This is a genomic window from Streptomyces sp. CA-278952, from assembly GCF_028747205.1.
Taxonomy (GTDB): Bacteria; Actinomycetota; Actinomycetes; order Streptomycetales; family Streptomycetaceae; genus Streptomyces.
Map to the genome: position 1 here is coordinate 3448406 of NZ_CP112880.1, position 20578 is coordinate 3468983.

Annotated in this window: 23 protein-coding genes; 13 read left to right on the forward strand and 10 right to left on the reverse strand. The window is 72.3% G+C overall.

Annotated elements, in window-relative coordinates; genetic code table 11:
• Positions 1 to 51: 51 nt before the first annotated feature.
• From N7925_RS15345 to N7925_RS15355, 3 genes are read right to left on the reverse strand one after another with little or no spacing between them, the layout of a single operon-like run.
• Positions 52 to 930 (reverse strand): biotin-dependent carboxyltransferase family protein, encoded by an 879-nt coding sequence (locus N7925_RS15345; RefSeq protein WP_265600174.1) that lies wholly within the window; start codon positions 928 to 930, stop codon positions 52 to 54.
• On the reverse strand, positions 927 to 1670 hold the full coding sequence (locus N7925_RS15350; RefSeq protein ID WP_274344161.1) for a 5-oxoprolinase subunit B family protein: 744 nt from the start codon (positions 1668 to 1670) through the stop codon (positions 927 to 929). Before N7925_RS15350 ends, N7925_RS15345 begins: the two co-directional genes overlap by 4 nt.
• On the reverse strand, positions 1667 to 2416 hold the full coding sequence (locus N7925_RS15355; RefSeq protein ID WP_274346478.1) for a LamB/YcsF family protein: 750 nt from the start codon (positions 2414 to 2416) through the stop codon (positions 1667 to 1669). Before N7925_RS15355 ends, N7925_RS15350 begins: the two co-directional genes overlap by 4 nt.
• 104 nt (positions 2417 to 2520) lie before the next feature.
• On the opposite strand from N7925_RS15355, the gene N7925_RS15360 reads away from it, so the two are divergent.
• From N7925_RS15360 to N7925_RS15370, 3 genes are all read left to right on the forward strand, one after another.
• The gene (locus N7925_RS15360; protein ID WP_265600176.1) at positions 2521 to 3252 is read left to right on the forward strand and encodes an HD domain-containing protein; all 732 of its coding nucleotides are present in this window, start codon (positions 2521 to 2523) and stop codon (positions 3250 to 3252) included.
• 215 nt (positions 3253 to 3467) lie between these two features.
• Entirely contained in the window at positions 3468 to 4700 is a 1233-nt protein-coding gene (locus tag N7925_RS15365) for an outer membrane protein assembly factor BamB family protein (RefSeq protein ID WP_274344162.1), read from the forward strand.
• A 160-nt stretch (positions 4701 to 4860) separates the two neighbouring features.
• Positions 4861 to 6141 carry a Cmx/CmrA family chloramphenicol efflux MFS transporter gene (locus N7925_RS15370; RefSeq protein WP_265603891.1) on the forward strand — a complete coding sequence of 427 codons (1281 nt, stop codon included), beginning with the start codon at positions 4861 to 4863 and terminating at the stop codon, positions 6139 to 6141.
• On the opposite strand, the gene N7925_RS15375 is transcribed toward N7925_RS15370, so the two are convergent.
• Complete coding sequence (locus N7925_RS15375) at positions 6074 to 6355, reverse strand: DUF4031 domain-containing protein (RefSeq protein WP_265600177.1); 282 nt, start codon at positions 6353 to 6355, stop codon at positions 6074 to 6076. The genes N7925_RS15370 and N7925_RS15375 overlap by 68 nt on opposite strands.
• Positions 6352 to 6723, reverse strand: a complete 372-nt coding sequence (locus N7925_RS15380) for a hypothetical protein (protein WP_265600178.1) — start codon at positions 6721 to 6723, stop codon at positions 6352 to 6354. The genes N7925_RS15375 and N7925_RS15380 overlap by 4 nt, the downstream gene beginning before the upstream one ends.
• Before the next feature lie 93 nt (positions 6724 to 6816).
• On the opposite strand from N7925_RS15380, the gene N7925_RS15385 reads away from it, so the two are divergent.
• The 7 genes from N7925_RS15385 (at position 6817) to N7925_RS15410 (ending at position 12159) form a co-directional block, all read left to right on the forward strand.
• Positions 6817 to 7734 carry a MurR/RpiR family transcriptional regulator gene (locus tag N7925_RS15385; RefSeq protein ID WP_265600179.1) on the forward strand — a complete coding sequence of 306 codons (918 nt, stop codon included), beginning with the start codon at positions 6817 to 6819 and terminating at the stop codon, positions 7732 to 7734.
• 116 nt (positions 7735 to 7850) lie between these two features.
• Positions 7851 to 8822, forward strand: a complete 972-nt coding sequence (murQ, locus tag N7925_RS15390; protein ID WP_274344163.1) for an N-acetylmuramic acid 6-phosphate etherase — start codon at positions 7851 to 7853, stop codon at positions 8820 to 8822.
• 50 nt (positions 8823 to 8872) lie between these two features.
• The gene (locus N7925_RS15395; RefSeq protein WP_274344164.1) at positions 8873 to 10456 is read left to right on the forward strand and encodes a PTS transporter subunit EIIC; all 1584 of its coding nucleotides are present in this window, start codon (positions 8873 to 8875) and stop codon (positions 10454 to 10456) included.
• Between the two features lie 231 nt (positions 10457 to 10687).
• A complete protein-coding gene (locus N7925_RS36085; protein ID WP_322784788.1) occupies positions 10688 to 10870 on the forward strand; it encodes a hypothetical protein in 183 nt (60 codons plus the stop codon).
• Entirely contained in the window at positions 10846 to 11064 is a 219-nt protein-coding gene (locus N7925_RS36090) for a type II toxin-antitoxin system RelE/ParE family toxin (RefSeq protein ID WP_331618201.1), read from the forward strand. Before N7925_RS36085 ends, N7925_RS36090 begins: the two co-directional genes overlap by 25 nt.
• Positions 11061 to 11396: a helix-turn-helix domain-containing protein gene (locus N7925_RS15405; RefSeq protein WP_265600182.1), complete on the forward strand. Its 336-nt coding sequence runs from the start codon at positions 11061 to 11063 to the stop codon at positions 11394 to 11396. The genes N7925_RS36090 and N7925_RS15405 overlap by 4 nt, the downstream gene beginning before the upstream one ends.
• 127 nt (positions 11397 to 11523) lie before the next feature.
• Positions 11524 to 12159 (forward strand): NADPH-dependent F420 reductase, encoded by a 636-nt coding sequence (locus N7925_RS15410; protein ID WP_274344165.1) that lies wholly within the window; start codon positions 11524 to 11526, stop codon positions 12157 to 12159.
• Here the strand turns inward: N7925_RS15410 and N7925_RS15415 are convergent.
• Entirely contained in the window at positions 12156 to 12770 is a 615-nt protein-coding gene (locus N7925_RS15415) for a Uma2 family endonuclease (RefSeq protein ID WP_274344166.1), read from the reverse strand. The genes N7925_RS15410 and N7925_RS15415 overlap by 4 nt on opposite strands.
• Positions 12771 to 13006: 236 nt before the next feature.
• On the opposite strand from N7925_RS15415, the gene N7925_RS15420 reads away from it, so the two are divergent.
• Both N7925_RS15420 and N7925_RS15425 read left to right on the forward strand, forming a co-directional pair.
• Positions 13007 to 13177, forward strand: a complete 171-nt coding sequence (locus N7925_RS15420) for a DUF5670 family protein (RefSeq protein ID WP_265600185.1) — start codon at positions 13007 to 13009, stop codon at positions 13175 to 13177.
• A 167-nt stretch (positions 13178 to 13344) separates the two neighbouring features.
• Positions 13345 to 13698: a PRC-barrel domain-containing protein gene (locus tag N7925_RS15425; RefSeq protein ID WP_265600186.1), complete on the forward strand. Its 354-nt coding sequence runs from the start codon at positions 13345 to 13347 to the stop codon at positions 13696 to 13698.
• A gap of 87 nt (positions 13699 to 13785) precedes the next feature.
• Here the strand turns inward: N7925_RS15425 and N7925_RS15430 are convergent, their stop codons facing one another.
• The 3 genes from N7925_RS15430 to N7925_RS15440 all read right to left on the reverse strand — a co-directional run bounded on the left by N7925_RS15430 (position 13786) and on the right by N7925_RS15440 (position 16040).
• Positions 13786 to 14022, reverse strand: a complete 237-nt coding sequence (locus N7925_RS15430; protein WP_265600187.1) for a hypothetical protein — start codon at positions 14020 to 14022, stop codon at positions 13786 to 13788.
• Positions 14012 to 14254 (reverse strand): hypothetical protein, encoded by a 243-nt coding sequence (locus tag N7925_RS15435; protein WP_265600188.1) that lies wholly within the window; start codon positions 14252 to 14254, stop codon positions 14012 to 14014. The genes N7925_RS15430 and N7925_RS15435 overlap by 11 nt, the downstream gene beginning before the upstream one ends.
• Positions 14255 to 14357: 103 nt before the next feature.
• Positions 14358 to 16040 carry an FG-GAP-like repeat-containing protein gene (locus tag N7925_RS15440; RefSeq protein WP_274344167.1) on the reverse strand — a complete coding sequence of 561 codons (1683 nt, stop codon included), beginning with the start codon at positions 16038 to 16040 and terminating at the stop codon, positions 14358 to 14360.
• Positions 16041 to 16300: 260 nt separating this feature from the next.
• Here N7925_RS15440 and N7925_RS15445 point away from each other — a divergent pair, with 260 nt between their 5' ends.
• Entirely contained in the window at positions 16301 to 17344 is a 1044-nt protein-coding gene (locus N7925_RS15445; RefSeq protein ID WP_274344168.1) for a LacI family DNA-binding transcriptional regulator, read from the forward strand.
• 198 nt (positions 17345 to 17542) lie between these two features.
• Here the strand turns inward: N7925_RS15445 and N7925_RS15450 are convergent, their stop codons facing one another.
• Entirely contained in the window at positions 17543 to 20356 is a 2814-nt protein-coding gene (locus N7925_RS15450; RefSeq protein ID WP_274344169.1) for a glycosyl hydrolase, read from the reverse strand.
• Between the last annotated feature and the right edge of the window lie 222 nt (positions 20357 to 20578).

Below are 20578 nucleotides of genomic sequence, written 5' to 3' on the forward strand. Positions count from 1 at the left end.
CCGAAGCAGCACGACACCTGGGCGCGGCGGGACCTTCCGGTCCCGCCGCGCTCACGCGCGTACGAAACGCAGCCGGGTTCCCGGCACCGCCTGCGCCGCCCCGGCGAGGGCCCGTTCGGGGACGACGCCGACGACCGGGTAGCCGCCGGTCGTCGGATGGTCGTTGAGGAAGACGACGGGCCGGCCGTCGGGCGGCACCTGGACGGCGCCCAGGACCATGCCCTCGCTGGGCAGTTCCCCCGTACGGGACCGCTCCAGCGCCGGGCCCTCCGTACGCAGGCCGATGCGGTTGCTGTGCGGCGAGACCCGGTAGGCGGCGGTGTGGAACGTACGGAGCGCGGCCTCGGTGAACCAGTCGTGGCGGGGCCCCGGGTGGACCGGGAGCACCAGCTCGGCGGGGGCCCCCGGCCAGGGAACGGGGCCGGCGGGCGGCAGCGGACCGCCCGGCGCCGCCGGATCGCCCAGCGGGATCACGTCGCCCTCGCCGAGGGGGGCGGGGCCGAGTCCCGAGAGGAGGTCCGCCGAACGACTGCCCAGCACCGGCTCCGGCACCAGCCCGCCCGCGAACGCCAGGTAGCCGCGCAGACCGCCCTCGGCGGGGCCCGCGTCCAGCACCGCGCCCGCGGGCACCCGCACCGGCGCACCCCACGCCACGGGCCGCCCGTCGACCGTCACCCGGCAGCCCGCCCCGCCGACGACGGCCACGACCGGCCGGTCCGGGCGGACCGCGCATCCGGTGAGCGTGGTCTCCAGGACGGCGGCGTCCGGCGGATTGCCCACCAGCCGGTTGGCCAGCCGGGCGGCGGGCGCGTCCAGAAACCCGGCGCGCCCGACCGCGAGGTGCGCCCAGCCGGGCCGGCCCGCGTCCTGCACGGTGGTCAGCGCCCCGGCCCGGACGACGTACAGCCGGAAACCGGCGGGCGGCGTCACGCGCCCGCCCCCACCGGCACGAATCTGACCGGCGTACCCGGCACCAGCAGCGCCGCCGGTTCCCGGGCCGGGTCCCACAGGGCCCCCGGGTCCGGCATCCGCCCGACGAGCTGCCAGCCGCCGGGCGAGGGGCGCGGGTACACCCCGGTGTAGGGCCCGGCGAGGCCAACCGCCCCGGCCGGGACCCGGGTGCGCGGGGTCGTGCGCCGGGGCACGTGCAGCGGCTCCGGCAGCCCGGTGAGATAGCCGAACCCGGGGGCGAACCCGCAGAACGCCACCCGGAACGCGGTACGGGAGTGCAGGGCGGCCACCTCCCCGGCAGGGACGCCCCAGAGCGCGGCGACCTCGTCCAGGTCGGGGCCGTCGTAGACGACGGGGATCTCCACCGGGTCGCGCCCCTCCCGGCGCGGCGGCTCCACCCGCCACGAGGCGAGGTCCCGGGCGAAACGGTCCCGCGCCCCGGGCGTGCGCCCCCCGATCCCGGCCCCGTCCCCGTCGTGAATCCCGTCGTGAATCCCGTCGTGAATCCCGTCGATCAGGACGGTGCGGGCGGCCGGGACGATCTCGCGTACGGCGGGGAGTTCACCGCGCTCGCGGCGGCGGAGCAGCTCGGCGTGGAAGGCCTCGGCGTGCTCGCCGTCGGCCAGCTCGACGAGCAGCGCGTGCGGCCCGGCGGGAAGGACCCGCACCTCCCCCGGAAGCACGCGCACGGGCCCGGGGCCGACCTCGCGGGCGCTCACGTGAACGCCCGTACCTCGACGCCCGCTTCCTCCAGCGCGGCCCGCACCCGGCGGGCGAGGGCCGCCGCGCCCGGGGTGTCCCCGTGGACGCAGAGCGAACGCGCCGCGACGGGGATCCGGGTGCCGTCCACCCCGGTCACCGCCCGCTCGACGGCCATGCCGACGCTCCGGCGTACGACGTCGTCCGGGTCGTGCACCACCGCGCCCGGCTCACCGCGCGGGACGAGGGTGCCCCGCGGGGTGTACGCGCGGTCGGCGAAGGCCTCCTGAACGGCGGGCAGTCCGGCCTCGGCCGCACGGTCGAGCAGCCGCGATCCGGGCAGCCCGAGCACGGCCAGGTCTCCGCCCGCGAGCCGGACGCCCGCGACGACGGCGGCGGCCTGGTCGTCGTCCCAGACCGCCCGGTTGTAGAGGGCGCCGTGCGGCTTGACGTACGAGACGGTGGACCCGGCGGCCTCCGCGAAGACCCGCAGCGCGCCGATCTGGTAGGCGATCTCGGCGGTCAGCTCGGCGGGCGGCACGTCCATCGACCGGCGCCCGAACCCGGCCAGGTCCCGGTAGGAGACCTGCGCCCCGATCCGTACCCCGCCGGCCGACGCCGCGTCGCAGACCCGCCGCATCACGGAGGCGTCGCCCGCGTGGAAGCCGCAGGCCACGTTGGCACTCGTGACACAGGCGAGGAGCGCGTCGTCGTCGGTCAGGGTCCAGTGGCCGAAGCCCTCGCCGAGGTCCGCGTTGAGATCCATCATCACGGGCGCACGGTAATGACAGTCCAGCGGGGCGACAAGGGGCCATCCGGGGGCCGGACGGGCGGCCCCCGTCCCGGAGCCGCCCGTCCTAGAGTCGTCCCATGACGGACAGCCCCCGCCCGCACGACTCCCCTTCCCGCGACGCCGACCCCGGCGGCACCGGACTCGACAAGGCCTCGTCCCACGACGCCCGCCTCCGCGCCCGGTGGCGCGACACGCTGCTCGCCGCGCGCGCCGGGGCGGACGGCCCCGATCCGTTGCCGTACGCCGAGAACCTCCTCGCCCGCTGGGCCGAGCCGCAGCGCCGCTACCACACGACCGCCCACCTGGCCGCGGTCCTGGACGGCATCGACACCCTGGCCGGGCACGCCGACGACGTGCACGCGGTACGCCTCGCCGCCTGGTTCCACGACGCGGTGTACCGGCCCGACCGGACGGAGAACGAGGAGCGCAGCGCCGCCCTCGCCGAGCGGGCGCTGTCCGAGGCGGGGGTGCCGGAGGCGGTGGTGGCGGAGGTCGCCCGGCTGGTCCGCCTCACCGTCACGCACGACCCGGTGGACGGCGACCGCAACGGCGAGGCGCTGTGCGACGCCGACCTCGCGGTCCTGGCGGGCGGCCCGCAGGAGTACGGGGCGTACGCGGCCCGGGTCCGGGAGGAGTACGGCTTCGTCCCGGACGGAGCGTTCCGGGAGGGCCGGGCGGCGGTGCTGCGGCAACTCCTCGACCTGCCGAGGCTGTTCCGTACCCCGCACGGCGCGGCGGAGTGGGAGGCCCGGGCCCGGCACAACCTGGCGACGGAGCTGGACCTGCTGACGTCGTCCGGCGCCGGCTGACCGTCTGTCCGCCCCGCCGACCGGTGACGACCGACCGGTGACGACCGCCCGGCGACGACCGACCGGTGACGATCGCCCGGTGACGATCACCCGGTGAATGTTCCGGTTCGTTCACGGTGTCGTCCCGGTCGCGCCCTGGCCCGACCGGTGGGGCCCGGCGACCGCTAACGTCTCGCATCGCAGATGCACACACGACTCCACGGGGGTACAGCGACATGTCCAAGGGACTCGGCACGACGGTCGGCAGATCCTCCCGGCGGCGCGTACTGCGCCTGGCCGGCGGCGGGATCACGATGGCAGCGCTCGGAGCCGGGCTGACCGGCTGCGAGGACGAGCTCGCGACGGGCGGCGAAGACAGCACGCCGCCGCCCAGCGCTTCCCCCGAGGACGGGAAGGCGCCCGAGGACGGGAAGGCCCCCGAGCCGCTGTGGACGAAGTCGACGTCGGCCCAGACCTACGGGGACAACGACGAGCTCGTGGCCGTGGACGGCGTGGTGATCGCGAGCGGCGATCCGCTGACCGCCTTCGACAGTGCGACCGGCGAGGAGCGGTGGTCGCTGCCGGGCGGCGCGGTGCCCGGGGCGCCGCTGCTGCTCGGCGACGGCACGCTGTACCTGGAGAGCGGCAAGTACGACGGCAGCGTCGCCGGCTACGTCCCCGGGTCCGGCAAGGAGGCCTGGCGCAGCCGCCTCGGCAAGGAGTACCGGCAGCCGAGGCCGGTCGCGGTGGACGCGGAGCAGGTGTACGTCATCGCCGAGATCCTGGAGGCCGACGGTTCGTCCCGCACCAATGTGATCGCCGCGCTGAACAGCGGTACGGGCAAGGTCGCCTGGAAGGAACAGCGCGACCTCGGCACCCAGCAGAACGGCGTCCACGCCGCCGTACAGGGCCGCTATCTCGTCTACACCGACTTCAAGAACAACCTCACGGTCCGCGACACCGCCACCGGCAAGCAGGTGTGGACACAGAAGACGACGAAGACGAGCTACGGGCCGTTCGTCGTCCACCAGGATCTGGTGATCGTCCCGCAGGGGCAGCGGCTCCAGGCCTTCGCGCTGTCCGACGGGTCCGAGAAGTGGTCCGTGCGGGCCGAGGAGTTCACCACCTTCCGGGAGCCGACCCTCCTGGAGGACGTGCTCTACATCGCGGACAGCGGCCGCACGCTGTGGGCCGTCGAGCCGGGGACCGGCAAGAAGGTCTGGCAGTCCACGGCCCTCAAGGACGCGGGCGGGCAGGTGCCCCGGCAGTTCGTCAAGGTGGGCGGCACGCTCTACGGGGCCACCGACCTCGACAAGCAGGGCGGCGTCCACGCCTTCGACGCGAAGGCCGGCGGACTCCGCTGGACGTTCAACGACAAGTCCGGCGATTACCACGCCTGGCTGGTGGCCACCGACGGCAAGCGGGTCTTCGCCCTGCACGGCAAGAAGCTGCACGCCCTTCCTGCGTAAGCCGCACGCCCTTCCGCATGACGCGGGTAGGAAGCCTTCCCGCATGACGCGGGTGTGAAGCACGTGTGAACAGGCACGTTCTCGTCCGACGCCGGGAATGCGGAGGCGCTCTCCGGCGTTGGGACGAGTCATGCCCGACTCTCCCTCCCGCCGCGCACCCATGCCGCTGGCCGTATACATTCTCGGCCTCTCGGTCTTCGCCCTCGGCACCAGCGAGTTCATGCTGTCGGGCCTGCTCCCGCCCATCGCCGACGACATGAACGTGTCGATCCCGCAGGCCGGACTCCTCATATCCGCGTTCGCGATCGGCATGGTGGTCGGCGCCCCGCTGCTGGCCGTCGCCACGCTCCGGCTGCCACGCCGCACCACGTTGATCGCGCTGATCTCGGTGTTCGGCCTCGGCCAGATCGCCGGTGCGCTGGCCCCGACGTACGAGATCCTCTTCGTCTCCCGGGTCCTGAGCGCACTCGCCTGCGCGGGCTTCTGGGCCGTCGGTGCGGCCGTGGCCATCGCGATGGTCCCGGTGAACTCGCGGGCGCGGGCCATGGCCGTGATGATCGGCGGGCTGTCCGTCGCGAACGTGCTGGGCGTGCCGCTGGGGGCCTTCCTCGGCGAGCACTTCGGCTGGCGTTCGGCGTTCTGGGCGGTCGGCGCGGCCTCGGCGGTGGCCCTGGTCGGCGTCGCCACGCGCATCCCGCACATCCCGCTGCCCGAGAAGAAGCCCGAGCTGAAGCGGGAGCTGGCGATCTACCGGGACCGGCAGGTCTGGCTGGCCATCGTGATCACGGCGCTCGCGGCGGGTGGGGTGTTCTGCGCGTTCAGCTACCTGGCGCCGCTGCTCACGGACGTGGCGGGCCTCGACTCGGGCTGGGTGCCGTGGATCCTCGGCCTGTTCGGTGCGGGCGCGCTGATCGGCACGGTGATCGGCGGCCGGGTCGCGGACGCGCACCTCTTCGGGGTGCTGCTGAGCGGCATCACGGCTTCCACGGTCTTCCTGGTGGCGCTGGCCCTCTTCGCCTCCAGCCAGGTCGCGGTCATCGCGCTGGCGTTCCTGCTGGGCCTGTCCGCCTTCTTCACGGCCCCCGCGCTGAACGCCCGGATGTTCAACGTGGCCGGAGCCGCCCCGACGCTGGCCGGGGCCACCACGACGGCGGCGTTCAACCTGGGCAACACGAGCGGCCCGTGGCTCGGCGGCACGGTGATCGACCTGGACTTCGGCTTCGCGTCCACGGCGTGGGCGGGCGCGGCGATGACGGCCCTGGCCCTCGCGGCGGTGGGGGTGGCGCTGCGCCTCCAGCGCGGCGGCGGCGAGAGCGGCGGGTCTCGGTCGCGGCTGATCGCGAAGGGCGCGGCGGCCCGTGAGGCGGACGTCCCTAAGGACGGCCGCCCGGCGCCGGCCGCCCCTTCGGCCTCCTCAGTCCCGCATCCGTCAGGCGCCTGACCAGCTCCTTCGAGCCGATCTCCCGCGCCCCGGCGCGCACCGCGTCCGCGTAGTGCGCCTGGGGGACGTCGTAGTGGTCGCGTTCGAAGGCGCGCGGCGGGCAGCCGATCGCGGCGGCGAAGGCGTGCAGCTCCTCGAACGACACATCGCTGACCAGGTGCGACCAGAGGCGGCCGTGTCCGGGCCAGGTGGGCGGGTCGATGTAGAGCGTCACCGCCGCAGCACCTCGCCCAGCGCCCCCACCGGCGCGACCGCCACGGCCGCCTTGGTGCAGACCCAGTGCGGGTCGGGCCCGAGCTCCGGCTCCACGTCCAGCGCGTGCGGCTCCTCCTCCGCCGAGCACGCTGGGCACAGCGGCCACCGCCCGTACCGCTCCAGCAGCGCGTCCTGCACGTCCTGGGCGACCAGCCCGGCCAGGAACTCCGCCCCCTCGGGCCACTGCTCCACCCACCAGCGGCGGTGCGTCACCGCGTCCTCGACCAGCGAGACGATGTCCGCCTCGGCGACGCCGCCCGCCGCCAGGTCGGCCATGACGAGCGCGCGGGCGGTGTGCAGGGCCTGCTCCAGGGGGTTCAACTCCATGCCCCCATTGTGCGCCCGCCCGGGAATGGCCCCGCCAGAGGTAGGGACCAAAGGGGGGTTGACGGACCCCGAGGTTGAAAATATCTTTCAGATGTGACCAGTGACGTGAAGGAAATTTTCAGCGGCGACTCCCCGCCGGCCCCCGCGGCCCTCGCCGCCAAGGTCCGGACCCTCGCCCCCTCCATGACCCGCTCGATGCAGCTGGTCGCCGAAGCCGTGGCGGGCGACCCCGCCGGGTGCGCCGCCCTCACCGTCACCGGTCTCGCCGAGCTCACCGGCACCAGTGAAGCCACCGTCGTCCGCACCGCGCGGCTCCTCGGCTACCCCGGCTACCGGGATCTGCGCCTGGCGCTGGCCGGCCTCGCCGCGCACCAGGAGTCCGGCCGGGCCCCGGCCGTCACCGCCGACATCGCGGTGGACGACCCGATCGCCGACGTGGTCGCCAAGCTCGCCTACGACGAGCAGCAGACCCTCGCCGACACCGCCGCCGGGCTCGACACCGTACAGCTGGGGGCCGCCGTCGCCGCCGCGTCGACCGCCCGCCGCATCGACGTCTACGGCGTCGGCGCGTCCTCCCTCGTCGGCCAGGACCTGGCGCAGAAGCTGCTCCGGATCGGACTGATCGCCCACGCCCACATGGACCCGCACCTCGCGGTGACCAACGCCGTGCAGCTGCGCGCCGGCGACGTGGCCATCGCGATCACGCACTCCGGCTCCACCGGCGACGTCATCGAACCCCTGCGGGTCGCCTTCGACCACGGCGCGACGACGATCGCGATCACCGGGCGGCCCGACGGACCCGTGACGCAGTACGCGGACCACGTGCTGACCACGTCCACCGCGCGCGAGAGCGAGCTGCGCCCCGCCGCCATGTCGAGCCGCACCAGCCAGCTGCTCGTCGTGGACTGCCTGTTCATAGGCGTCGCGCAGCGGACGTACGAGACCGCCGCGCCCGCCCTGGCCGCCTCCTACGAGGCGCTCGCCCACCGCCACAACCCGCGCACCCGCTGACCGCCCCGGCCACGACCCGGGCCAGGGCCAGGGCCACGACCACTGCCAGGGCCAGGGCCACGCACCACCCGTACGCGTACGAGACCGAGAACACCGAGAAAGCTGAGCCGCACCTCATGACCTCCACCACCGACGCGAACACCGACACCCCCGAGGCCTCCGGGACCTACGGCGAACTCCGCGCCCAGCTGGCCACCCTCACCACCGAGGCGTTCCGCCCCGAGCTGGCCGAGATCGACCGGCAGCCCACGCGGGAGATCGCGCGCATCATGAACGGCGAGGACGCCACCGTCCCGGCCGCCGTCGCCGAGCGGCTGCCGCAGATCGCCGCGGCCATCGACGCCACCGCCGAGCGCATGGCCCGCGGCGGCCGGCTGATCTACGCGGGCGCGGGCACCGCGGGCCGCCTCGGGGTGCTGGACGCCAGCGAGTGCCCGCCCACCTTCAACACCGACCCGTCCGAGGTCATCGGCCTCATCGCGGGCGGCCCCTCCGCCATGGTCACGGCCGTCGAGGGCGCGGAGGACAGCAAGGAGCTGGCCGCCGCCGACCTCGACGGGCTGAAGCTGAACGCCGACGACACGGTGGTCGGCATCTCCGCCTCCGGCCGCACGCCGTACGCGATCGGCGCCGTCGAGCACGCCCGCGAGCGGGGCGCCCTGACCATCGGGCTCTCCTGCAACGCCGACTCCGCGCTCGGCGCCGCCGCCGAACACGGCCTGGAGGTCGTCGTCGGCCCCGAGCTGCTCACCGGCTCGACCCGGCTGAAGGCGGGCACGGCCCAGAAGCTCGTCCTGAACATGATCTCGACGATCACGATGATCCGGCTCGGCAAGACGTACGGGAATCTCATGGTCGACGTCCGCGCCTCCAACGAGAAGCTGCGGGCCCGCTCCCGGCACATCGTCTCGCTGGCCACCGGCGCGTCCGACGCCGAGATCGAGGCCGCGCTCGCCGCCACCGACGGCGAGGTCAAGAACGCGATCCTGGTCATCCTCGGCCAGGTCGACGGCCCCACCGCCGCCACCCGCCTCACCGAGGCGGACGGCCACCTGCGCGCCGCACTCACGGCCGTACGCACCACCTGACCCATCCGGGTACCCCGCCCCACCCCCCGCACAGCAAGGCACCAAGCACCATGGCCACAGAAGACAAGAACCGCGCCACCGCCGCCGCGATCCTGCCGCTCGTCGGCGGCGGGGCGAACGTCGCCTCCATCGCCCACTGCATGACCCGGCTCCGCCTCGGTCTGCACGACCGGTCCCTCGTCGACGACGAGGCGCTGAAGGCCCTGCCCGCCGTCATGGGCGTCGTCGAGGACGACACGTACCAGATCGTGCTGGGCCCGGGCACGGTCGCCCGGGTCACCCCGGAGTTCGAGCAGCTGGTCGACGAGGCCCGCGAGGCCGCGCCCGAACCGGCCCCCGCGCCCGGTACGGCCCCCGTCTCCGCCGAGGAACTGGCGGCCCAGGGCGCGGCGATCAAGGCCCAGCGGAAGGCGAAGAACGCCACCCCGTTCAAGCTGTTCCTGCGCAAGATCGCCAACATCTTCGTGCCGCTGATCCCGGCGCTCATCGGCTGCGGAATTATCGCGGGCCTCAACGGCCTGCTGGTGAACCTCCAGTGGCTGCCCGCCGTGACACCCGCGCTGGCGGCGATGGCGTCCGGTTTCATGGCGCTGATCGCGGTGTTCGTGGGCTACAACACGGCGAAGGAGTTCGGCGGTACGCCGATCCTGGGCGGTGCGGTGGCGGCGATCATCGTCTTCCCGGGCGTCGCGAACATCGACGCCTTCGGCCAGACGCTCTCCCCGGGCCAGGGCGGTGTGCTCGGCGCGCTGGGCGCGGCGGTCCTCGCGGTGTACGTGGAGAAGTGGTGCCGCCGGTGGGTGCCGGAGGCGCTGGACGTCCTGGTCACCCCGACCCTGACGGTGCTGATCTCCGGCCTGGTGACGATCTTCGGCCTGATGTACGTGGCGGGCGAGGTGTCCTCCGCGATCGGCACGTTCGCCGACTGGCTGCTGTCCAACGGCGGCGCGGGCGCGGGCTTCGTGCTCGGCGGCCTGTTCCTGCCCCTGGTGATGCTGGGCCTGCACCAGGCGCTGATCCCGATCCACACCACGCTCATCGAGCAGCAGGGGTACACGGTCCTGCTGCCGATCCTCGCGATGGCCGGTGCGGGCCAGGTGGGCGCGGCCGTGGCCGTCTACTTCCGCCTCCCCCGCAACGAGTCGATCCGCCGCACCATCAAGTCGGCGCTGCCGGCGGGTCTGCTGGGTGTGGGCGAGCCCCTGATCTACGGCGTCTCGCTCCCGCTCGGCCGCCCGTTCGTCACGGCGTGCGTCGGCGGCGCGTTCGGCGCGGGCTTCGTCGGCCTGTTCAACCAGCTCGGCGACACGGTCGGCTCGACGGCCATCGGCCCGTCCGGCTGGGCCCTGTTCCCCCTCCTCGACGGCAACCACGGCCTGGGCTCGACGATCGCGATCTACGCGGGCGGCCTGCTCGTCGGGTATGTCGCCGGGTTCGTCGCGACGTACTTCTTCGGCTTCGGCAAGGACCTGCTGGCCGAGTTCAACGTCTCCCAGGAACCGACCCCGTCCACGGTCGCCGCCACGGGCAACACCCACCCCGCCACCACTCCGGCCGCCCCCGCCGGCACGGGCTCCGCCTCCGACGGCACGGACCCCGGCACCTCCCCGGCCAAGGCTCCGGCGGGAGTCTGACTCCGCCCCCGGCCCCGCCCTCCGGCCTGCCCGACCTGCCCCCGGTCCTCCCCCGCCTTCCCGGCGGACGGGAGGACCGGGGGCGTCCTGCGCCGCCTCCCGTATGCCTAAGAGGGCCGGGAGCACAGGGAGACCACGGAAGCGTCAACCTGACGTTCCGCGCCCACCCGGAAAGGCGAAGCCAACGGGATCGAACTATCATGTCGTCCACGACATATTATGGTGCCGGGCGTGACATACATGCACGTCATCGAGGTAGAGCCCGAAGTTCGTGACTGGCTGGAGCTTCTCCCCGAGAAGCACTACGTCAAAGTGGAGGAGTACGCGGCCCTGCTCGCTTCGATGGGAACAAGCACTCCGATGCCGTTCAGTCGCCCCCTCGGGACGGACTGTACGAACTTCGGCCGACGCTGAACGGCGAGGCCACAAGAAGCACGTACTGGTTCGCCTCGGAACGCCGCATCGTGCTCCTGACCGTCTTCCGCAAGACGCGGATGCGGGAGGCGGCCCAAGTGGCTCGAGCCGTGCGGGCCCGGGCGCTGTGCGAGGCCGAACACGAACCGGCCCACACGACGTACACACGCGGAGAGAGCAGGGAGACCTCATGAACCACAGCCGCTGGAAGCTGCAGCGCGAACAGGAACTCGCCTCCAGGCCCGACGAGTCCGAGGAGACCCGCGCCGAGCGCGCGGAAGTCCGGCTCGCCATGGCCTTCGCCAAGGCGGTGTACGACCGTCGCAAGGAACTCGGCCTGTCCCAGCAGGATGTCGCCGAGCGAGCGGGCCTGACCCAGGCGAAGATCTCCCGCGTCGAGGGTGCCGACGCGGTGCCCACCCTGCTCCTGCTCCGGCGACTGGCGCTCGCCCTGGACGCCTCCCTCAGCATCGCCCTCGACGAGGAACAGGAAGAGGTGGCCTTCGTGGCCCGTACAGCGGCGTGACCGGTGCGGGGCGGGCCCCGGGGTCGCCCCACGCACAGGGGCGTCCTGCGGACTAGGCCTCAGGTGCCGCCCCGCCCCGGTCTCCAGCCCGATACGCCCCGGGGCCCCGCTGGCTAGCGTCTCCCCCATGCGTATAGGACTTCTCGGTACCGGAAATGTCGCCCGCGCCCTGGCCCACGGCTGGCGCGCCGCAGGACACGACGTCCTCCTCGGATCACGTCGGCCCGAAGAACGCACCGGCCTCGGACTGCCCGTCGCCGGCCTCGACGAGGCGGCCGCGCATGCGGAGGTGCTCGTCAACGCCACACCTGGCGGGGTCTCCGTGGACCTGCTGCACTCCATCGGAGCCCCGGCCCTGGCCGGCACGCTGCTGATCGACGTCGGCGTCGGCCTCTCCGACGACTTCAGCGCGCTCACCCACCCCAACAGCAGCCTGGGCGAACTGATCCAGGAGGCGTTCCCGCTGACTCCGGTCGTCAAGACGCTCTGCACGATGGACTCCACCACCATGACCGCCCCGGGCGACCTCACCGAGCCGGGCACGGTCTTCCTCTCCGGCGACGACGCCGAGGCCAAGCGCACCACCGGCAGGCTGCTCACGGACCTCGGGTGGCCGGACTCCTCCCAGCTCGACATCGGCGGCATCACCACGGCGCGCGGCCAGGAGCACTTCGCGTTCCTCTTCATGGGGATCGCGGGCGGGGTGGGATCCCACACCTTCAACATCAAGGTGGTCACCCGCCCGCCGGCGGGCACCCGCTAGACGGCGGGCCCCGGGAACTCCCCCGTCATCAGCTGCACGTCGAACGGGGACGGCAGGGCCAGCGGCTTGCCGAACGGCACCGCGTCCGTGTGCTTGTACGTGCCGTCCTCGTTCGGTTCCGTGAACAGCGTGGCCATCGGCCCCCGGGTGTCGAACCGGTCGATCAGCAGGTACATCGGGACTCCCGCGCGGGCATACGCGCGGTACTTCTTGGTGCGGTCCTCCCGCGCGTTCCCCCGCGAGGTGATCTCGACGACGAGCAACGCCTCCGCCGCGTCCATCGGATCGCTGATCTCCGGATCGGCCGCCGCGATCAGCTCGGTCGGCATGACGACCAGGTCGGGGACGTACAGCTTGCCGAGCGGGGCGACGTGGACGCCGAGGGTCTGGTAGATCCCCAGGTCATCGGGCAGCGTCGCGTAGAGCCTGCGCTGCACCTTGGCGGCGATGCCGTTGTGGTGCGCGTGCGGCGGTGGCCCCAAGACGATCCGCTCGTCGTCGATCTCGGCGCGCCATCCCTCGGGCACGTCCAGTTCACGCCAAGTCCGCAGAAGGTAGTCCCACGCGCGCCCATCCGAAGCCGGGCCGTTCTCGACGAACGCTGCGGTCATCGCGGGTCCCTTCTTCCGTGGCCTTGCCGACGAGGCTAGATCGGGGCGTTCACGGCTGTCCGCCGCTCCTCCCAGCGTCCCACGAACGAGTGGCCCCGCGCAGGGAAGCGCGCGGCGACCACCGGTCACGAGTGATATCGCGCCCCGTTCCCTGACCGGTCGGGGGGAATTCATCGGCACCCTTCATGTGTAGGAGAAATGTAAGCGGGAACCTGAATGTCCGGAGGTTGATCATCATGGTTCCCCTGCTTCTCGTTCTATTGCTCGCCCTGGTTCTCTTCGGTATCGGTTTCGCGATCAAAGCTCTCTGGTGGATAGCCGTGATCGTCCTGGTGCTGTGGCTCGTAGGGTTCTTCGTCCGTCCCGCCGCGAGCGGCGGCCGACGGGGCCGGTGGTACCGCTGGTAGTCACCTCTGACCAGCATCCGCCGCTGACCGGCGGCACCGCCCAGGTGTACGCCGTCTCTCCCCGGGCACACGGAGTTCAGCGGAAGTAATCGTTCGGCGATCGCTCGATAACGCATTGCCGATACGCGACACTAATGAATTGGGCGACCTTCACGAAAGGAGCCACAATGAGCGACTCCCTGTGGGGCTATCAGCCGTCGAGCGGTCACACCGTGGGCGCCGACCTGACCGGCTATGCGGTCGAGGCCACCGACGGCGGTATCGGAAAGGTCGACAAGTACTCCGACGAGGTGGGTTCGGCCTATCTGCTCGTCGACACCGGAGTCTGGATCTTCGGCAAGGACGTCCTGCTGCCCGCGGGCACGGTGAAGCGCATCGACACCGAGGACCGGAAGGTCTACGTCGACCTCACCAAGGAACAGGTCAAGGACTCCCCGGAGTTCGACCGCCACCGACAGGCGGACGACCCGGGCTACCACGAGCAGTTGTCCGCGTACTACTTGGCGTACCGCATCATGTGACCCGGCGTGCGCCCCCCCGAGCGGCGGCGGGCCCGACCCCGAGGAGGGGCCGGCCCCGCCGCCTCGCGCGTGGTGATCCGCCCGCCCTCAACGCGGCAGCTGCCCCTCCCTGTTGATCTCCGTCACCCGGGCCCGCAGCACCACTCCCGGTGACGCCGGCCGCACCGCCTCCGGCGGGCATTCCCACTCCGGCCCGCCACCGGGCGGCCGCAGCCGCACGTTCGGCCCGGACCGGCCCGTCACCCGGCCGACCCGCCCGTCCCGCGCGTCCACCACGAATCCGCCCGCCTCGGGCACACCCGGCCCGCACCCGTCACCCGTCATGACCGCTCTCCTTCTCCGCCAGCACCTCGCACAGCCGCAACGCCGTGTCGATGTTGCAGCGGCCCAGGTCGACCAGGGGCGCCGGTTCGTCACCCGCACACGAGACCGGATCGATCCGCAGGGACGGCAGCTTCATCCCGAACTCCGCAAGCCCTTCCTTCAACCGCTCCACGGCGTCCTCCGCCACCCGCACCCGGTCCGCCGCCGCCCTGCGCCGCTCCATCGCTTCCATGCCGCACACCTTCCACTCTGAGTGATGGTCATGCATACCCAGCGTGTCCAACGCGCAGTTGGCCCCGAAGAGGCGCAGTTCGAGCAACCGGACCGCGGGGCGATCAGCCCAGCCGGGAGAAGTACCCCCAGCCGCCGGTCCCCACCGCCACCCCGCCGGCCTCCGCGAACGGTGTTCCGCCCGGGTGGAACACCAGGTCGGCGGCGACTGTAGTGGTCCAGAGGTCGGCGTGCCCGTCGCCGTCGACGTCACCGAGCGAGAGCCCCAGCGGGCGGGACTCCTTGGGGAGGCTGCCGAGCGTGATGGGAGCGCCCAGGGTCCGCGTACCGCTGTCGTAGGCGTACCGCTCGACCGTCCCCGCGGTGTCGCGGGCCCAGACCTCCGCCTTTCCGTCCCCGTCCGTGTCACCGGGGACGAGAACCTCCCGGTCCTTCCACTCCGCCGGGCCGATCCGTACGGCACTGAAGGACAGCCAACCACCGTCCGCCGCCACCCGCCCTCGGTGGAGCCACAGTCCGGTGGAACTGGTGGCCAGGACGTCGGGGCCGCCGTCCCCGTCGATGTCGCCCGCCGCAACCGGTGAGGCGTGGGCCCAGCCGGTCTCCGAAACCTTCATCACCACGCCCGGTTCGAGGTCGCCCGTGCCCGTGTTCCGGTGGAGCAGCAGTTGGTCGCCCTTGCGGGCGACCACATCCTCGTCGCCGTCGCCGTCCCAGTCCCCGCGGTGGCTGACCACCGCGCCGCTCCACTCGGGCCCGCTGCCGATCACGCGCGGGGACCCGAAGGCGCCCCGGCCCGTTCCGGGATACAGGCGGAGCGTGTCGTCCTTGCGGACGGCGAGCATGTCGGGGCAGAGATCGCCGGTCAGATCGCCCGGCACCTGCGTGGCGCCCCGCTCCAGGGGCTTCGCCTCCGCCCACACCAGCTTGTGGTCCTCGCCCGGCGTCAGGTCGATGTCGGCGGTCCTGGCGCGTAGTTCCGTGAAATCCCTGCTGCCGAAGAAGGCGTGGTCGTACTTGAGGCGGTAGCTGAAGGGCGCCGCGCTCGCATAGGCGGTCGGGGCGTTCTTCCCCGCGTCCGCCTCGACGAACGGACCCGTGCCGCACAGCCCCGTCCGCATCGGCACGAGCCCGGAGTGGCCGGGTATGGCGTTGAAGTCGCCGGTGATCAGGGCAGGTGCGCCCGCCGCCCACCGCTCCATGTTCGCGAGCACCACCGGCGTCCCGTTCAACGGCAGCGAAGGGGACAGATGCGTGCCGCAGGCCAGAGTGGTCCGGCCACCGACCGGCCCCCTGAGGCACAGCATCCACCGCTGCTGGGCGATGGAGGTCTCAGCGGGGTTGGCGAGGGCTCGGTACGCGGTGAAGTCCGCGGCCGCGCCCTTGACGAACAGCACCTGCCCGAACTTCGTCGAGCTGCCGCCCCACCGGCCGCACCCCGCGGGCTCCTGCTCGCCGGCCCAGTGCGCGCTGTAGCCGGTCAACACCTTCTGCAGGGCCTCGTACTGGCCGGTACACATCTCCTGCAGCGCGATCACGTCGGCGGGACCGCCCTCGGCGTTCATCCGCGACAGGAACTTCGCCGCCCAGGTGTCGGCGCTGTCCACGGTGTTCTGGCAGGTGTGCGCGCCGCAGGCGTTGTACGAGACGGTGCGCACCGGCTGGGGCGGCGCCGGGTCGGCCGCCACCTCGTGCCGGCCCCCCGCCGCCACCAGGCCCATGAGCAGTGCCATGCCGACGGTCGCCCGGGCTGCCGCGCTGCCGCGAACTCCTCGCAGGACTCCCATGGGTTCCCCTAACGTCAAATGTGATGATCGTATGAAGTATGGAGGTCGCCCAGAGCGGAGCGGGGGCATCCCCACACTTCACGGCCCAGTAGCGTGCCTTGGCTCCCCTCGCACCTTCCGGCCCTCCCCTGGAAGCGCTCTCAGGCCTGTCAGTTCCCGGCGCTAGGCTGTAGGCGATCCGGCGGCGACACCGAGTACGCGCACAGCACCCCGCGCACCAGCCCGCGTATCGCCGCCCCCGTCGACGAGGAGCGACCGCCTTGCCCGAGCAGCCCCCCGGGTCCCGGCCCACCCTGGAAGCCGTCGCGACACGTGCGGGGGTGTCGCGGGCCACCGCCTCGCGGGTCGTCAACGGGGGTGACGGAGTCCGCAAGCCGCTCGTGGACAAGGTGCTCAAGGCGGTCGACGAGCTGGGCTACATCCCGAACCACGCGGCCAGGACCCTGGTGACCCGGCGGACGGGAGCGGTGGCCGTCGTCATCGCGGAGCCGGAGATACGGATCTTCTCCGACCCCTTCTTCTCCCAGCAGATCCGGGGCATCAGCAAGGAGCTGACCGCCCACGACACCCAGCTCGTCCTGCTGCTGGTGGAGGGGCCCGGAGACTTCGACCGTATCGCCCTCTATCTGTCCGGCGGACACGTCGACGGGGCGCTCGCGTTCTCGCTGCACACCGACGACCCGCTGCCCGCGATCACCCGGCGGGCCGGGATTCCCACGGTGTACGGGGGCCGGCCCAGCTGGACCGCCGATCCCGGGGATCAGGCCGTCCTCTATGTGGACGCGGACAACCGGGGCGGCGCGAGGGTGGCCGTGCGGTATCTGAAGGACCTCGGGCGGCAGCGGATCGCGCACATCGGCGGACCGCCCGACCAGACCTCGGCGGTGGACCGCTTCGACGGCTACCGGGACGTCCTGCTGGACGTGGACCCGACGCTCGTCGCCGAGGGCGCGTTCACCGTGGAGAGCGGGGCCCGGGCGATGGCGGAGCTGCTGGAGCGACGGCCCGACCTGGACGCGGTGTTCGCCGCCAACGACCTGATGGCGTCGGGTGCGTTGCGCGTGCTGCGGGAGCGCGGGGTGGCCGTGCCGGAGCAGGTGGCGATCGTCGGGTTCGACGACATGGACTCGGTGGCCGGGACCACCGATCCGCCGCTGACCACGGTCAACCAGGACATCGAGGGGCAGGGCCGGCTGATGGCCCGCCTGCTGCTGCGCGGACTGGACCGGGACCGTACGGGCAGCGGCCCGGCGCCCGCCTCCGTGATCACCCCGACGACCCTGGTGCGACGGGCCTCGGCCTGACCGCCACGTGAGCGCGGACGCACCGAAGTGCGGCGGGCCTCCGCCCTGAGGAGCCGGAGACCCGCCGCACGCATCGTTCCCGTACGGGTCACGCCCTACACGTACGGATCCCGCCACCTGTCCGGTTGTCCGGATGGGGCGGCGCGACCCGGACATACGGGATCCCGCGCGACCCGGGCTCACGGGATCCCGCGCGACCTACACGTACGGGATCTTCAGGACGGCCGCGTCCGTGCCGGTCTGCACCTGGGACGTGCCGCTGCCGAGCGCGTTCCAGACCTCCAGGCGGACGGTGCCGTTCTTCAGTTCGCCCAGGCTCCCGGTGACAGCCTTCGCACCGACCGCCTGCGTGTACTCCTCCCACCCGTTGACCGGGTCGGTCGCGAAGTAGCGGAAGGTCTCGGTCCGGTCGAACGTGCCGTCGCCGGTGAGGTCGTAGCTGACCCGGACCTGCGGGGCGAGCCCGACCTTCGTGCCCGCGTCGACCCGGAGGCGGAACGCGGTGGCCGCGCCGGGAGCGACCTTGCCGTTGACCTGCTTCACCTCGTAGGCGGTCGGCCGGTACGGGGTGCCGTCCCGGTTGACGCCGTCGGCCGAGGCGATGGTGTCCGCGCCCGCCGGGTCGGTGGTGGCGGTGGTGAGGACGCCGCCGGTCTTGAGGCGGAAGGTGTTGCCGGTCGGCGGGTCCGGGTCCGGGTCGGGGTCCGGGTTGCCGCCGCCGGGGCCCGTGCTCGTGGCCGTCGAACGGGCCGGAACCGACAGGCTCTTCCCGTCGGAGAAGGTGACCGTACGGGCGGTGGAGCCGTGGTTGTGGGCGGTGTAGGTGCGGACGCCGTCCTTCGAGAAGACGGCGGAGGTCGGCAGGTCGCCGCTGACCGTCATGTCGGGCGCGCCGACCGTGTTCAGGGTGTTGATCCAGTGGTAGGTGTGCGCCTTGGACTCACCCTGCTCCGGCTCGTAGTTCCCGTTCACCCCGTCCCACTTGGCCTTCGCCGCCGCCGGGTCCGACAGCGACTCGAACTGCCAGAGCAGGTCGCGCCACTCCTGTGCGGGACCGCCGTTCTCGCGCTCCATCTCGGCGATGTTCCGCTTGATGGCCGCCTTCTCGCGGGCCAGGTGGAGTGAACCACCGGTCACCGGAAGGACGTTGATGCCGTGGATCTCCTCCGGGTTGGCGGTCCACCAGGTGGAGTACGCGCCGCCGCTGCCCCAGACCATGCCGACCGTGTCATGGCCGAAGGAGCCGGGGAAGACCTGCTGGTCGGCGTCGAACCAGTACTGGGTGATCGCCTCGGACTCGGTGGTCAGCAGATAGCTGCCGAGGTCGCGGAGGTTGGTGTCGCCGGTGGCCGCGCCGTAGAGGACGAGTCCCGCGCTGAGGTTGATGGACTCGGAGGAGGACTCCTGGTTGTTGCCCGCCGCGAAGCCCTGGTGGCCGGAGGCCCAGCTGTGGCCCGCGTACACGTCGAAGCCGCGCAGGAACGGGTAGGCGGAGTCGGTGCGGCTGGCGTTGGCGGTGTCGCGGATCAGGTGCTTGATCATCGTGCCCCAGGCGGAGTCGGCGACCCAGGCCTGGTCGTACTGGGCGATGATCCCCGCCGCGTAGACGTAGTAGCTGTAGTGGAAGTGGTGGTCGTTCAGCTCGGTGTCGCTGCCGTACGAGGCCGGGTAGCCGGTGAGGGTCTTCCAGTCCTTGTCGTAGCTGAACTCACTGGCCCCGCCCGCCGTGAACCACTCCTGGAGCCGGCCCTTCATCAGGCCGAGGAGCTTGTCGCGGGTGGCGGTCTGGCCGATCTGATCGGCGACGGGCACCAGCTGGGCGAGGCGGCCGAGGGCCTTGCCGGTCCAGTAGGTGTCGGCGGCCCCCGAGAACGGGTCGGAGGCGTTCGCGACCTCGTTGAGGTAACCGGCCAGCCGGGCCTTGTCGACGCCGCTGGAGGCGGGCAGCGCGGGCACGACGCCGTTGTTCTTCTGGCTGGTGGTGAAGGAGGCGGACTCGCGCACCTTCATCGTGCCGCGCGGTGACACGTACGTGTAAGGGGTCAGCGCGTCGGTGGTGTGCAGCCACTGGTGGCGGTAGAGGGCCTGGAGCGTGCCGCGTTCGGTGCCCTCCTTGGCCTCGGTCGTCAGGCTGTAGGTCGCCCGTACGTTGCCGCCGGTGGACTGCCAGGCCACCTGGGAGCCGGTGACGAAGCTGAAGGCGTACTTCTTGTAGGTCGCGAGCGCGTCCGTGGAGGGCAGCACGGCGAGCGAGAAGTAGTCCTTCCCGCCGAGACCCGCGGTGATCGCGGTGCCGGAGACGTTCCAGTCGCTGCCGGTCGGTGCGAAGAGGGCGTAGTGGTGCCCGGCGACGGTGATGCCGAGGACGTTGCCCTGGTCGGAGAAGACCGTGGGCGTGGAGGCGGTGGTGATGCGGGCGTCGCCTCCCGAGCCCTTGGCGTACACGAAGGGCATGCCGTGGCCGATGGTGGCCCGGAAGGTGCGGGAGCCGTCGGCCCAGTAGGGCGTGACCGTCCAGTCGGACCAGGCGTCGGCCTTGGTGTCGGGTGAGTTCAGGCCGCTGAGGCCGACGGTGAGGTCGGCCTTGTGGGCGTACTCGTACTGGCGGCCGTCGCCGACGATCGCGGGCGTGGTCGGATAGCCGACCTCCAGGCCGGACGCCTTGGCCTGGTAGGTGAGCGGGTGACCGTACATGGGGGTGCTGTACGGGTTGTCGCCGTAGCGCTGGTAGGCGAGCGAGGACCACCAGTCGTTGGTCGGGACCGGCTTGTCCCGGGCGGCGGCGGTGAGCTTGGGGGTGACGGGCGCGCCGGTGTTGGTGGTCGGGCCCGAGGTACCGGCGGGGCGGGAGTCGGAGTAGCTGCCGGCGCCGGCGGGGATGGTGGCGGCGGCTGCGGGCGATGCGGCGGGGCCCAGGCCCACAGCGGCCACGGCGATGGCGAGGAGCGTCGCCGCAGCGGGTCTGGAGGCGAGTCTGGAGAGGGAGGTTCGCACGAGCAGCACCTCGATCATGGGGGGGACGAGCGCTTCCGAGAGCGCTCTCAGGTGCCAAGGAACGTAAAACTCCTGAAACGTAAGTGTCAATAGATCGCGCACAGACGGCAATTGGATGGGCGTCGCGTGCGACCCCAAGCTGTTATGCGTTCGAGTCTTGACGGGGCGGGGGCGGTGGGGGACGCTCCAGACGCAGGTTTGAGAGCGCTCTCAAAGCGCTCGGTTCATCCCGAAGCCAAG

Excerpts from the sequence above, each read along its gene's own strand:
- N7925_RS15430 (WP_265600187.1), bottom strand. The coding sequence starts at position 14,022 with ATGACGGGTGACGGGTGCGGGCCGGGTGTGCCCGAGGCGGGCGGATTC.
- N7925_RS15435 (WP_265600188.1), bottom strand. The coding sequence starts at position 14,254 with ATGGAAGCGATGGAGCGGCGCAGGGCGGCGGCGGACCGGGTGCGGGTG.
- N7925_RS15425 (WP_265600186.1), top strand. The coding sequence starts at position 13,345 with ATGAGCGACTCCCTGTGGGGCTATCAGCCGTCGAGCGGTCACACCGTG.
- N7925_RS15450 (WP_274344169.1), bottom strand. The coding sequence starts at position 20,356 with ATGATCGAGGTGCTGCTCGTGCGAACCTCCCTCTCCAGACTCGCCTCC.
- N7925_RS15410 (WP_274344165.1), top strand. The coding sequence starts at position 11,524 with ATGCGTATAGGACTTCTCGGTACCGGAAATGTCGCCCGCGCCCTGGCC.
- N7925_RS15355 (WP_274346478.1), bottom strand. The coding sequence starts at position 2,416 with ATGGATCTCAACGCGGACCTCGGCGAGGGCTTCGGCCACTGGACCCTG.
- N7925_RS15380 (WP_265600178.1), bottom strand. The coding sequence starts at position 6,723 with ATGGAGTTGAACCCCCTGGAGCAGGCCCTGCACACCGCCCGCGCGCTC.
- N7925_RS15405 (WP_265600182.1), top strand. The coding sequence starts at position 11,061 with ATGAACCACAGCCGCTGGAAGCTGCAGCGCGAACAGGAACTCGCCTCC.
- N7925_RS15360 (WP_265600176.1), top strand. The coding sequence starts at position 2,521 with ATGACGGACAGCCCCCGCCCGCACGACTCCCCTTCCCGCGACGCCGAC.
- N7925_RS15440 (WP_274344167.1), bottom strand. The coding sequence starts at position 16,040 with ATGGGAGTCCTGCGAGGAGTTCGCGGCAGCGCGGCAGCCCGGGCGACC.
- N7925_RS15420 (WP_265600185.1), top strand. The coding sequence starts at position 13,007 with ATGGTTCCCCTGCTTCTCGTTCTATTGCTCGCCCTGGTTCTCTTCGGT.
- N7925_RS15415 (WP_274344166.1), bottom strand. The coding sequence starts at position 12,770 with ATGACCGCAGCGTTCGTCGAGAACGGCCCGGCTTCGGATGGGCGCGCG.
- N7925_RS15365 (WP_274344162.1), top strand. The coding sequence starts at position 3,468 with ATGTCCAAGGGACTCGGCACGACGGTCGGCAGATCCTCCCGGCGGCGC.
- N7925_RS15395 (WP_274344164.1), top strand. The coding sequence starts at position 8,873 with ATGGCCACAGAAGACAAGAACCGCGCCACCGCCGCCGCGATCCTGCCG.
- N7925_RS15370 (WP_265603891.1), top strand. The coding sequence starts at position 4,861 with ATGCCGCTGGCCGTATACATTCTCGGCCTCTCGGTCTTCGCCCTCGGC.
- murQ (WP_274344163.1), top strand. The coding sequence starts at position 7,851 with ATGACCTCCACCACCGACGCGAACACCGACACCCCCGAGGCCTCCGGG.